This is a genomic window from Bradyrhizobium sp., from assembly GCF_019244115.1.
In the GTDB taxonomy this organism is placed as follows: Bacteria; Pseudomonadota; Alphaproteobacteria; order Rhizobiales; family Xanthobacteraceae; genus Bradyrhizobium.
On record NZ_JAFATE010000518.1, the window covers coordinates 1 to 11,944 of the forward strand.

9 protein-coding genes and 3 pseudogenes are annotated in these 11,944 nt (G+C 63.4%); 9 read left to right on the top strand and 3 right to left on the bottom strand.

From position 1 onward, the window contains the following. From JOZ76_RS22995 to JOZ76_RS23005, 3 genes are all read left to right on the top strand, one after another. On the top strand, positions 1-968 hold a 968-nt coding region (locus tag JOZ76_RS22995; RefSeq protein ID WP_291702204.1), incomplete at its 5' end, for an aldehyde dehydrogenase family protein. 65 nt (positions 969-1,033) lie between these two features. After that, entirely contained in the window at positions 1,034-1,591 is a 558-nt protein-coding gene (locus JOZ76_RS23000; protein ID WP_291702206.1) for a DUF2478 domain-containing protein, read from the top strand. 77 nt (positions 1,592-1,668) lie between these two features. Next, positions 1,669-2,493 carry a substrate-binding domain-containing protein gene (locus JOZ76_RS23005; RefSeq protein ID WP_291702208.1) on the top strand — a complete coding sequence of 275 codons (825 nt, stop codon included), beginning with the start codon at positions 1,669-1,671 and terminating at the stop codon, positions 2,491-2,493. A gap of 115 nt (positions 2,494-2,608) precedes the next feature. Here JOZ76_RS23005 and JOZ76_RS38590 read toward each other — a convergent pair. Continuing rightward, positions 2,609-2,789: pseudogene (locus JOZ76_RS38590) on the bottom strand (aldehyde dehydrogenase family protein); the annotation flags it as partial. A gap of 393 nt (positions 2,790-3,182) precedes the next feature. Between JOZ76_RS38590 and JOZ76_RS23015 the strand changes: the two are divergent. The 5 genes and pseudogenes from JOZ76_RS23015 (at position 3,183) to modC (ending at position 7,517) form a co-directional block, all read left to right on the top strand. Continuing rightward, on the top strand, positions 3,183-3,995 hold the full coding sequence (locus tag JOZ76_RS23015) for an amino acid kinase family protein (RefSeq protein WP_291702210.1): 813 nt from the start codon (positions 3,183-3,185) through the stop codon (positions 3,993-3,995). 19 nt (positions 3,996-4,014) lie between these two features. After that, positions 4,015-4,845 (top strand): amino acid kinase family protein, encoded by an 831-nt coding sequence (locus tag JOZ76_RS23020; protein ID WP_291702212.1) that lies wholly within the window; start codon positions 4,015-4,017, stop codon positions 4,843-4,845. Positions 4,846-4,968: 123 nt separating this feature from the next. Further along, positions 4,969-5,735, top strand: a pseudogene (gene modA, locus JOZ76_RS23025) (molybdate ABC transporter substrate-binding protein). Further along, complete coding sequence (modB, locus tag JOZ76_RS23030; protein ID WP_291702214.1) at positions 5,732-6,421, top strand: molybdate ABC transporter permease subunit; 690 nt, start codon at positions 5,732-5,734, stop codon at positions 6,419-6,421. Before modA ends, modB begins: the two are co-directional and overlap by 4 nt. Beyond that, positions 6,418-7,517: pseudogene (gene modC / locus JOZ76_RS23035) on the top strand (molybdenum ABC transporter ATP-binding protein). Before modB ends, modC begins: the two are co-directional and overlap by 4 nt. A 268-nt stretch (positions 7,518-7,785) precedes the next feature. Here the strand turns inward: modC and JOZ76_RS23040 are convergent. Together JOZ76_RS23040 and JOZ76_RS23045 are read right to left on the bottom strand one after the other, a co-directional pair. Continuing rightward, positions 7,786-9,828, bottom strand: coding sequence for a DUF3363 domain-containing protein (locus JOZ76_RS23040; RefSeq protein WP_291702216.1), 2,043 nt, complete (start codon positions 9,826-9,828; stop codon positions 7,786-7,788). Between the two features lie 827 nt (positions 9,829-10,655). Then, positions 10,656-10,808 carry a hypothetical protein gene (locus JOZ76_RS23045; protein WP_291702217.1) on the bottom strand — a complete coding sequence of 51 codons (153 nt, stop codon included), beginning with the start codon at positions 10,806-10,808 and terminating at the stop codon, positions 10,656-10,658. Between the two features lie 362 nt (positions 10,809-11,170). Between JOZ76_RS23045 and JOZ76_RS23050 the strand changes: the two genes are divergently transcribed. Further along, the coding region (locus JOZ76_RS23050; protein WP_291702218.1) for a hypothetical protein at positions 11,171-11,944 on the top strand (774 nt) is incomplete at its 3' end.

Here is an 11,944-nt window from a genome sequence, read left to right on the forward strand (position 1 = left end):
CGCTGCTGATCCTTAGCTTCAAGCTGCCATCGGCGCTGCTCGCCGGCAACACGCTGGTCGTCAAACATGCGCCGACCACCCCGCTGTCGACCCTGAAATTTGCCGAGCTGGTCAAAGACATCCTGCCCAAGGGTGTGCTCAACGTCATCACCGACGCCAATGACCTCGGCGACCTCATGACCAAGCATCCGGACATCCGAAAGATCTCGTTCACGGGATCGTCCGCGACCGGCCAGAAGGTGATGGCGAGCGCTGCGCAGACCTTGAAGCGCATCACGCTCGAGCTCGGCGGCAATGACGCCGGCATCGTGCTCGACGACGTCGACCCGAAGAAGGTCGCTCCGGGCATCTTCGAAGGCGCGTTCCAGAACTCGGGCCAGGTCTGTCTCGCCATCAAGCGGCTCTATGTGCATGAATCCGTCTATGACGAGCTATGCAACGAGCTGGTCGCGATCGCCAAGAACACGGTCGTGGATGACGGCTCGAAACAGGGCACCAAGCTCGGGCCGCTGCAGAACAAGATGCAGTACGAGAAGGTGAAAGCGTTCCTTGAGGACGCGCACAAGAACGGCAACGTCGTTGCCGGCGGCTCGGCGATGGATCGCCCTGGCTACTTCATCGAGCCGACGATCGTGCGCGACATCAAGGAAGGATCACGGCTGGTCGACGAGGAGCAGTTCGGCCCGGTACTGCCGCTGATCAAGTATTCGGACAGCGAGGACGTGATCCGCCGCGCCAACGCGACGACCTACGGTCTCGGCGCCTCTGTCTGGTCGTCGGACACCAAGCGGGCGCACGAGGTCGCAAGCCGGATCGAGGCCGGAACAGTGTGGATCAACAAGCACCTCGACATGGCGCCCCACATTCCGTTCGGCGGCGCCAAGCAGTCGGGCATCGGCACCGAATTTGCCGAGGAAGGGCTGGCCGAATTCACCCAGCTGCAGATCATCAATGGGCCGCCGGCCTGACGAACATTTCGCGATCGCGGCGGGAATCCGTCGCGATCGCGCCCTCCTCTGGCGGAGCCAAAACCATGTTCGATGCCCAATGCGACCTCGCGGCCCTCGTCTATGAGGCGGATCAGGATCCCGACGCCGTGCTGCGCGAATTCGCGGCAGACCTGAACGCAAGCGGCGTCCGTACCGTTGGCATGGTCCAGGCCGGCCAGTGCGCCGATTCAAGTTTGTCGGCCGTCTTGGTCCATACCGGCGAAAAGTTGCAGCTGGCGCAGGATTTCGACCCCACGGCACGCGGCTGCCGGCTGGATCTCGGCCGGCTCCAGAATGCGGCTGGGCGGGTGGCCCGTGCGCTGGAGTGCGGCGCCGACCTTCTGATCATCAACCGCTTCGGCAAGCGCGAGAGTGCCGGCCAGGGCCTTAGCTTTCTGATCGAGCGTGCGCTCGGTGCGGACATTCCGGTCGTCATCGCCGTGTCCGCGCATCGCTTTGACGATTGGATCAAGTTTGCCGATGGGATGAGCGTGAAACTCCGCTGCGACCGCCAAGCCCTGGACACGTGGTGGCATGGTATCTCGACGCGGGACGGCGGCGCTCGCGCTCCACACCAAACCGTCTGCGAAGCGCTGAAATGAATGTCCCCGGGAGCTGCCGTTCCGACGCATCGCAACTCGCCGTTATCCGCTGAACAACTGAAATGCGATATGTAGCCATGGATACGACCATTGGAGGAACCGTGCTGACTTTCGCTCGTGCGGTGATTGTTTTGGCGATGACAAGTTCGATGGCAAGCGCAGACGACCTGGTGGTCTACGGCGCGGGCAGCCTGCGCGAGGCGATCGGGCAGATCGCGTCCGAGTTCGGGCACAAGCACGGCTTGACCGTGAAGACGCAGTTTGGTCCGTCTGGGCGCATGCGCGAACGGATTGAGAAGGGGGAGCACGTCGACCTCTTCACCTCGGCGGACGTTGGCCATGCGCGTAAGCTGGTCGAGGACGGCCGGGCGAGCGTCATGGCGCTGTTCGTCCGTAACACCGTCTGTCTGCTATCGCCCACGAAATTCGGCGCAACGACACAGACAGCTCTCGACAAGCTGCTTGATCCAGTGGTTCACGTCGGCATTTCGCCGCCCAAGATCGATCCGCTGGGCGATTACACCGAGCGCCTGTTCAGGTTGATTGATCAATTGCGCCCAGGCAGCGGGGCTGCGATTCAAGCTCGGGCTGTCATTCTCGATACGCCGCCGGGTGCGCCAGCGCCCAGATCGGGTGATACCGATGTCGACGCCATTCTGGACGGACGCGTTGACGCAGCCATCGTTTACTGCTCATCGCGGGATCGGTACGCGCAATTGTTGCCGGACGCCACCATCGTCCAACTTCCATCCGAGCTTCAGGTCGGGCCGGAATACGCGCTGGCGGTGCTGAAGGATGCTCATCCGGCAACGCAATTGCTCGCGCTGACCATCCTCTCACCCGAAGGTCAGAAGATCATGGCTCAGCGGGGATTTAAACCTGTGACGTTGCCCGGCGAGTAAGTATACTAGGCAGTCTGCAAGAGCGCTGAGGTGAACGACCCGCGGGTGCGATTTCAACGCAGCCCCCGTCACCCTCAGAACGGCTATTTGCCGCGGTCCGAGTCTGCACCGCGAGCAGCTCGGTGAATTCGTCGATGGCAGCTTTTCCTCCGAAGCGACCGCAGCAGGACGCCTTCGTGCCGCCGAACGGCATCTGCGGCTCGTCGTGCACGGTCGGCGCGTGACGTGACCGATGCCGGCTCGATGCGCTTCGCAACACCCATAGCCCGCACGTTGTGCCGACCGAACACGGCGCTCCAAGGTAGACGGTGACCACCTTGGGGGCGGCGAGGACCTGTTCGGGCACGCCCTCGGCGACCACGCGTTCATCGATGCAGTGGCCGCAAAGCGCGCGAAATCGCGTCCATGACGTGCTGGCTTCTTGTTGGGGTTGCCGTACAGAGCGCTACGACGGATGACAAAAAGGCGGACAAGAGTTTGGTCCAGCACTTGGGCCTGCCAGCCCTGTGATCACGGCCTGTAAGCTATTGTAAGCCCGGACTCCGGTGATTTCCCGAAAGTCGCGGACTATGAAAAGCGCCGCGGTCTTGCTACGCAGGCTTCCAGGAGATTGCCGGTCGGACGCCGTCTTGGTCCGCGAGCCCACGGACGGTGCACAACGGCATTGGACAACGAAAGGACGTGTGCATATGGCAACCACGACCGCGGAGCTTGAGCAGCTCCTCACGCAACGATCGCTCACCGATCCGCAGCTGGTGGCCGCGATGGGTGCGGCGGCGGACTTCCGCATCCTGCCGGACGCCACCGTGGTCAAGATCGGCGGACAGAGTGTCATCGACCGCGGCCGCGCCGCGGTCTATCCGCTGGTCGACGAGATTGTTTCTGCCCGCAAGGTCCACCAGCTCCTGATCGGAACCGGCGCAGGCACCCGGGCTCGCCATCTCTACTCGATCGCGGCTGGGCTCCGCCTGCCGGCCGGCGTGCTCTCGCAACTCGGCGCCTCAGTTGCCGACCAGAACGCAGCGATGCTGGGGCAGCTCCTTGCGAAACACGGTATCTCCGCAGTCGGCGGCGCTGGGCTTTCGTCTGTGCCGCTCTACCTTGCCGAGGTGAACGCCGTCGTCTTCAGCGGCATGCCGCCCTATAGCCTCTGGATGCGTCCGGCGACCGAGGGTGTGATCCCACCCTACCGCACGGATGCCGGATGCTTCCTTGTTGCCGAGCAGTTTGGCTGCAAGGCGATGATCTACGTGAAGGACGAAAGCGGCCTCTACACCGCGAACCCGAAGACTTCGAAGGGCGCAACCTTCATCCCAAAAATCTCGGTGGCCGAGATGAAGGCGAAAGGGCTGCAGGACTCGATTCTCGAGTTTCCGGTGCTCGATCTGCTCGCCTCGGCACGCTACGTCCGTGAGGTGCAGGTCGTGAATGGCCTTGTGCCTGGCAATCTGACCCGCGCGCTAGCCGGCGAGCACGTCGGCACCATCATCACTGCGAAGTAATCTCAAGAGATCTATAGCCATGGCTGGCACCAACCAGATCAAGCACGTCGCCTCGCCGCTTGCGCGCCAAACCCTTCTTGACGACGAGCTCACCCGCCCCGTCGCCGGCACCCGCCCGATCCGGCTTCTCCCTTGGTTGCAGGTCGTGAAGATCGGCGGCCGCTCCATCATGGATCGCGGCCACGAAGCGATCCTTCCGCTGGTGGACGAGCTGCGGGCGGTTCTACCTGAGCACCGTCTGCTCATCCTGACCGGTGCCGGCGTCCGCGCCCGCCATCTCTACAGCGTTGGCCTCGACCTCGGCCTGCCGGTTGGATCGCTTGCTCCCCTCGCCGCCAGCGAGGCCGGCCAGAACGGCCATATCCTTGCGTACTTACTCGCGCCGGAGGGGGTCTCCTACATCGAACACCCCACCATCGCGAGCCAGCTCGCGATTCACCTTTCAGCTACCCGGGCGGTTGTGGGAAGCGCCTTTCCTCCGTATCACCATCATGAGTTCCCGACCTCGCGGATCCCGCTGCACCGGGCCGACACCGGCGCATTCCTGCTCGCCGATGCGCTGGGAGCCGCCGGCCTCACGATCGTGGAGGACGTGGATGGCGTGTACACCGCTGATCCAAATGGAGCTGATGGGAAAAAGGCCCAACTGCTCCGGGAGACGAGTGCCGCCGAACTTGCGAAGCATAAGGGCACGCTGCCATTCGATCCTGCGCTCCTCGAGGTCATGGCGAACGCGCGGCACATCGCGCGCGTGCAGGTCGTGAACGGGTTAGTTCCCGGTCGGCTCTCGGCGGCGCTGCGTGGCCAGCATGTCGGGTCGATCATTCACACCGGTGCGCGCGCGGCCTGAAGTTGCGTTCGTAGGCGGAAGCACTCGCGCTCGCCGCGCTATGACGAGACGAGCTCGACCGCTGCGCCCTTGCCGGCCCCTCCAAACCAGCTTTCGCGCCCATAATAAACGAGGATTGTATCTATGAAACCCAGCCGCCCTGTGGTCGCCGCGCTCTGCGCCGCCGCTTACGTGCTTGCAACCGTGAACGCCTTTGCCGGCAGCACCAATGTCGCCGTCGCGGCCAATTTTACGGATGCTGCCAAGGAGATCGCAGCCAAGTTCAAGGCCTCGACTGGCCATGATGCGGTCCTGAGCTTCGGCGCTTCCGGTCAGTTCTATACGCAGATCAAGGAGAGCGCCCCATTCCAGATCTTCCTTTCCGCCGATGACGAGCGCCCGAAGAAGCTCGTTGACGAAGGGCTTGCTTTACCGGAGAGCCGTTTCACTTATGCAATCGGCAAGCTAGTGCTCTGGAGCAAGGATCCCAACACTGTGAAAGGTGAAGAAACGTTGAAGGCGAATGCGTTCAATAAGCTCTCCATCGCCAATCCGACCGCCGCGCCCTACGGTGCTGCCGCCGTGGAGACGTTGAAAGCTCTCAAGCTCTACGATGACGTGCAGCCCAAGATTGTCATGGGCAACACGATTTCGCAGCCTTCCAGTTCGTGGATACGGGTAATGCCGAGCTCGGCTTCGTCGCGCTCTCGCAGCTCACAGGCAACGCAGGCGGATCGCGGTGGATGGTGCCACAGAACCTCTATAGCGAGATTCGGCAGGACGCCGTGTTGTTGAAGTCCGGTGCCGGCAATGAGGCCGCCACCGCTTTTATGACCTTCCTGAAAGGCCCTGACGCGCGTGCGGTGATTGAAAAGTACGGCTACGCGCTCGATCCCAAGTCTGGCACATGAGCTTCAACATCTCCGGCGAGATTTGGCAACCGGTCCGCCTGACACTCGAACTTGCTTCTTTCACGACAATCATCCTGCTTGTCGTTGGAACGCCTCTCGCCTGGTGGCTGGCACGGTCGAAGAGCTGGTGGAAAGAGGGCGTCGCGTCCTTTGTCGCGATACCGCTGGTTCTACCGCCCACCGTGCTCGGCTTTTACCTGCTGGTGGCGCTCGGGCCGAATGGACCGGGCGGCATGCTCGCCGCACTTTGGGGCGGCCGAACGCTCGCCTTCACGTTTCCTGGCCTCGTGATCGGCTCGGTGCTGTTCTCCATGCCCTTCGTGGTACAACCGATCCGCAATGCTTTCGAGGCCATGGGAGATCGGCCGTTGGAAGTCGCGGCAACGCTCCGGGCCTCGCCTTGGCGCGCCTTCTGGACCGTCGCCGTACCACTCGCCAGCCCAGGCTTCCTCACCGGGGCGATCCTCGGTTTCGCGCACACGGTCGGCGAGTTCGGCGTCGTCCTGATGATCGGCGGCAGCGTGCCGGGGAAGACGAAGGTGCTGTCGGTTGCGATCTACGACTATGTCGAGACGTCGCAATGGAACGAAGCGTCAGTGCTTGCGCTTGGCATGATCATCTTCTCCTTCTGTGTGATCCTGGCGATGACTTTGATTGAAAAGAGGGTCACGCGGCTCGCCTCATGAGCAACCCTTCCGTCAGGGCCGACTTTCACGGCTTTCTCGGGCGCTTCGAGCTCGATGCACAGTTCGAAGTGCCCGCGCGCGGCGTCACCGCGCTGTTCGGCCCATCAGGTTGCGGCAAGACAGCTCTCATGCGCTGCATCGCCGGACTCAACAGGCTGACGGGCTTTTGCGCAGTTGCCGGGGATGTCTGGCAGGATGCGCAGCATTTTCGGCCGGTTCATGAACGCCCGCTCGGATACGTGTTTCAGGAAGCGAGCCTGTTCCCGCACCTCTCAGTCCGTCGCAACCTCGTGTACGGGCATTTGCCTGCCTCGAATAACGAAGGCGTCAACTTCGACGAAGTGGTCGAGTTGCTCGGGATCGATAAGCTGTTGGACCGCTCGCCCCGCAATCTCTCCGGCGGCGAGCGACAGCGCCTGGCGATCGGCCGCGCCCTGCTCTCGCACCCCAAGCTCCTGCTGATGGACGAGCCGCTCTCGGCACTGGACCAGATAACGAAGGACGAGATCCTGCCCTACCTTGAGCGGCTGCACGAGACGTTGGCGCTGCCGGTTCTCTATATCAGCCACGACATGGCGGAAATTGAGCGGCTTGCCGACCATCTTGTGCTGATGAACAGCGGCCGCGTGCTCGCCGCCGGACCGCTCAGTCAACTCCGAGCGGACCTCTCTCTGCCGCTCGTTTTGTCACGGGACGCGGCCGTCAGCCTTGATGCCACCGTCGTGAACCAGGATGCGAGCGATGGGATGGCGACGCTGGCGGTCGACGGCGCCACGTTTCTAGTGCCGTCAAGCCCGGTGCGGCCGGGCGAGCACCGGCGTCTGCGTGTGCTTGCTGACGATGTCAGCCTCGCGCGCGAACATCCAAACCAGAGCACCATCGTCAACGTACTGCGAGCGCGTATCCTAAGCGTCCGCAGTACATCGGACCACCGGGTGACCGCGCTGCTCGGTCTCGGTGAGGACGGCGCCGGCGCGCGGCTGCTATCGCGTGTCACTCAGCGCTCGTGGAGCCAGCTAGACCTGAAGCCGGGCTTGAGGTCTATGCGCAGGTCAAGGGCGTCGCTCTGGTGCGGCGCGAGGGCTCCACAACCTGAGTCTCGACGTGGACCCGCGTGTCGTTTATTTACTTCGAACTGCTGCCATCCAGCGTACGAAGACGAATATTTGAGGATGGCGTCGCGGCCGATCAGAAACTGCCAGTGCGCTCGGACAGCTAAGACATTCGCCGATCCCTCAGTCTCGGTTGTAGCCGGGATTGCCGAGGAACTGGTAGTCGAAAGTAAGCCGCGTCAGCGCGTAAGCTGTCGTAGGCCCAGCGAATCTTCTCGACGCCATAGTTGGGCGACTATCCGTCGCCGACGATTAAATGCCCAGTCCAAGCGCGCGCCCGATCCTCCATTCGATGCCGCCACCATCGCGGATCATACCGGTGATTTCGCGGCCGAGGTGGTCATCGATGACTGGTCGCCAGGGGACGAGCTGGAACTCGAAGGCGTTTTCCAGCATCGCGAACTTACCCGATGCCAGGTGAAGGGTGCCGGTGAACTTGCCTTGAATTTGTTCTCCAGCCTCGGCCATGCGAAATGGCAAGTTGTGGTCCTTTGCAAGCGCGGCGCCGGTGCGCTCCAGTTCCTGACGCTGGAGGGTTGCGAGCAGGTCGGCGCGCGCGCGCACGACGCCGTCCGGTGTTCGACTGGCATGGCCTTGGCGGATCAGTTCGTCCATGCGGGTCTCAAGCGCTTTCGTAACCTCTTCGCCGAACCCAACATTCTCCCGCGCGATCCGGTTGCGGCTGATGAGCTGGCGGTCGAGCCAGGTCGCACCATCGCTCGTCACCTGCCGGTCGAGGTCATAGCTGGAGAGGATTCTTAGGTTCGCCTGACGGCCGCGTTGGGCATCATAGGCCAGGGCGCGCCTCTCGAAATCATCAGGAATGAGCCAGCGGTCCCCGTCGAGACGCTCAACGATCCCAGCTCGCCGAAGCGCCTCCAGGCGGCGCACATGACTGTCCACGTAGGCGTCGGCGTCTGCGCCGGGCGGGAGGTGCACATGCCCAAAATCGATCAGCTTGCGATGATACGACGGCCGGTACTCGCCCAGTCCCTGCGACACCTCGGCGATCGCCCGGTCGGCCGCGCGCAGGTTGGGTTTCCGGCCGGCCTGGACGATGCTGCCGATGCGCGCCTCCTTGGCGATGTCAATCTCTCCGATCTCGACATGATGAACGCGCCCGTCGATCCCGTCGATGACGAGGCCGATGCGGTCACCGAGTTCGTCGATCAAGCGCTTGCCGATGAGCCGTCCCACGACTGGTTCGCCCTCCGTCCCTGAGCCGATCACGAGGCTGCCCGCCGCCCTCTCCTCCCCGCGGCGCTCCAGCGCCCGGTGCATGGCCTTGATGATGTCGCCGCGCTCACCCAATTCGCGCATGGCGGGCTCCAGCCGCTCCGACAGCATCCACACCCCCGGCTCCCCTTCCCGGGCAAGCCCATAGCGCTCAAGTGTCTGCAGCCGGCCGATGCGCAGCGTTCGGTCGAAGTCGGCGCGAACCTGGCCGGCCTCGGGACGGAGGTCGAGCGGGTTTCCGGCGGTCTCCTCGATCATCGCCCTGTCGATGCGGGTGAAGCGCTCGGCGCCTATCTCGGCCTGCAGCTTCTGGCGCAGCTCCAGATCCGTTTCCGGCCCGAGTTCCAGAGTCGCCCGCTCCTGGGCCCGCAGGCGCACACCGTCGGTGATGTAGTCCTGGGCGATGATCAGGTCATTGCCCAGATCGTCCTTGCCGCGGATGACCACATGGCTGTGCGGATGGCCGGTGTTGAAATGGTCGACCGCGACCCAATCGAGTTTGGTCCCGAGATCGGCTTCCAGCTGGCTCATCACGTCTCGCGTGAAACCGCGTAAATCCGTCAGGCGGTCGCTGTCCTCGGGGGCGACGATGAATCGGAACGAATGGCGGTCTTCGGCGCCGCGCTCGACGAAGGCGAGGCGATCGGCACGATCGGTGTCGTGGCCATAAAGTTCACCCTGCCCGCCATCGCGCGTCGTGCCGTCCCGCTCGAGGTAGCGCAGGTGCGCGCCGGCAGCGCCTGAGCCGAGCTTGTGGCGGACAATACGAGCCTTGATCACGACTCGGCGCTGGCGAGGCCCCCGTCCCTCAGCGGCCTGGCGCTTGAGCGCGTCGGCGACTTTCTGGCCACGCCCAATGCGGCAGCAGCGGCCCTTGCGGGGCGCACCGCCGCGGCGGCCCCCGCCTCGCAATTGTGCCGGCGTCAGAGGCCCACCATTGGCCTTGGCTGCCGCGCGCAGGACCTGGTTGATAAAACTCTGGCTGCGTGGCCGCGCGCCGCGTCCGCGATCGCGGATACGGCCGGGTCGAATGCGAAGGTTGGAGGCATCATCGCTCATGGCCGAACGATGAGCGCGAGCCCGTCTATTCTCAAGCAACAATGGGAGAGAGGTGCACAATAGCGTAGAAAAACAGGCGCTTAGGAGGGGCAGCGACGTCTCTGATTGCCGGTCGCTCCTAAAAACAATGTGCAGACAACAGCTTAGGGGCAAACGCCAGTTTGCTTTAATCTTGCCTTCCAAGGTCGCGTCCAAATCCTCCACGTTTTTCCGATGTTCTGTTCCTGTCTCACTCCCGGTTCTCTGCTTCTCCGCTGCACTGGAGAAGGTCCCGGAGGGCCTCTCCCGCTGCTGGGCGAAGGCAACAAGGTCGTTCTGATCCGCGCATCCCTTGGCCCGAGACCGAAGCACTCCGAACGCGCACGACTCTTTCGACGGCAACCTTGATGCTGTGGCGCGCCATTTGCTGATCGCCAACGATCCGCACAACTTTCAGCAAATCTGCAGAAATTGCGCCGGATCGAGCTGGAAACGGCAGTCGAAGAACCATCAGGCCAAGTGCCAAAGTAGATCTCCGCGCCATCGCAACGACGTGCACATGGAGAACTGTCCTGTTGCTCTCCGGGCGTTCCCGAGCATGCATCGAAACGATCAACTTCGGCCGCATAGGACTCGCCAGTAAGCCGGAGCGCCCGGACTATCGCATGCGCTGTGGATCTGGCGCGATCGCCTTGGAAGATTCCGGCAACGAACTAGCATCCCTGCTTCATCGGAGTGATCGGGCCCAATCATGCAGCGCCGTTAACTATGTGCGCACTCGCTGGCAACGTTGCTCAGGTCTGCCGCCAAGCGTCGCCGCAGCATGCTCTTCGAGTAGAGCGTTAGCTTCAGTCTGGCCGCTGGCAATCGCGGCCATTGCCAACGGCGCGGCCGACGAGGTGCCAGCGCTCGCCGCGCTGCGCGACCTCGAGCGGTCGCTTGGTGGAGATTGTGGCGATCGCGATGCACATCGCGCGGCCGTCGTCATGGGGTCGCGTCATCTACTATTCGCCGCAGTACTCTGCCGGAGGGCTGCAGCGTGTGACGGCGCACAAATTGGCCATTCACCAGCAGCGTCCCACGTGGCACCTATGTTGAGCTGCGATAGCGGCCCGGAGCCTTGCAGACGCGGCAGAAGAACCGCCCCAACGCCGGCGCATCACTGCCGTCGCTTGTGTATTGGTCCGCTCGGGATCGCTCAGAGCTTGGCCGCCACCGGCAGTTCTGACGAGCCGTCGTCGCGGTCTCGACTGCAATAGCGTCCGGCTCCGCGGCTGCTTTGGTCAGCCTCTTCGCTATAGGACCGGCCATCCGGGATGTCCATGCGGGCGTGCCAGCCGATAGCGAGGAGGAGCTTCTCATCATGTCCGAAACCACTCCGACCCGTCCATGCGATGACAGGGAGGCTTTGGCCTGGTTGCGCTCTCAGCCCGACGGTCGCGTGACCGCCAGCGCGGCTGAGCTCGGCCGGCAATGGGGCTGGAACAGGATGCGGACCGGTCGTCGGTTGAAAGCGTGGGAGAAGGCCGGACTGATCCACCGTAACACCGAGGCGATCATCGTCACCAACACCGCTACACCGGCCGTTACCGATGTTACGGCGACTGTTAGGGACGCCGCTGCTGTTACAGCCATGGCCGGGTCAACGGTGAGGCAACGTTACATGACACCGGTCAAGTCCGCTGCATTCATCGTGGCGCTGGTGCTAGCCTCCGTATCGGCCGCCTTCTCCATCGATGGCCTCACCGCAATCTTTGCCGGCGCGTTCTGGCCCGTCATCACCATGGGTGCTGCGCTGGAAGCGGGGAAGCTCGTCGCAGCGGCGTGGCTGACCGAGCATTGGAACTCGGCGCCGCCGCTCCTTCGCCTGGTCCTCCTCACGATGATCAGCGTCTTGATGGGCCTCAACGCGGTCGGCGTGTTCGGCTTTCTCACGCGCGCCCACCTCGATCACATGGCTTCCGTCGATCTAGCGCTCGCGGACAGATCCGCCGACACTGAGGCTCGCCTCGCTATCCAGGGTCAGACCGTCTCGGACCTCGATCGGCGGATCGCTCAGATCGACGCGGCCATCGAGGCGTCGACCCGGCTTGGCCGCCCCGTCGGCGCGATGACGATCGCCGACCAGAAACGCCGT

What these genes read in the sequence shown, in the direction of transcription:
- JOZ76_RS23045 (WP_291702217.1), bottom strand. Translation starts at nt 10,808, where the DNA reads ATGACGCGACCCCATGACGACGGCCGCGCGATGTGCATCGCGATCGCC.
- JOZ76_RS23005 (WP_291702208.1), top strand. Translation starts at nt 1,669, where the DNA reads ATGGATACGACCATTGGAGGAACCGTGCTGACTTTCGCTCGTGCGGTG.
- JOZ76_RS23020 (WP_291702212.1), top strand. Translation starts at nt 4,015, where the DNA reads ATGGCTGGCACCAACCAGATCAAGCACGTCGCCTCGCCGCTTGCGCGC.
- JOZ76_RS23015 (WP_291702210.1), top strand. Translation starts at nt 3,183, where the DNA reads ATGGCAACCACGACCGCGGAGCTTGAGCAGCTCCTCACGCAACGATCG.
- JOZ76_RS23040 (WP_291702216.1), bottom strand. Translation starts at nt 9,828, where the DNA reads ATGAGCGATGATGCCTCCAACCTTCGCATTCGACCCGGCCGTATCCGC.
- JOZ76_RS23000 (WP_291702206.1), top strand. Translation starts at nt 1,034, where the DNA reads ATGTTCGATGCCCAATGCGACCTCGCGGCCCTCGTCTATGAGGCGGAT.
- modB (WP_291702214.1), top strand. Translation starts at nt 5,732, where the DNA reads ATGAGCTTCAACATCTCCGGCGAGATTTGGCAACCGGTCCGCCTGACA.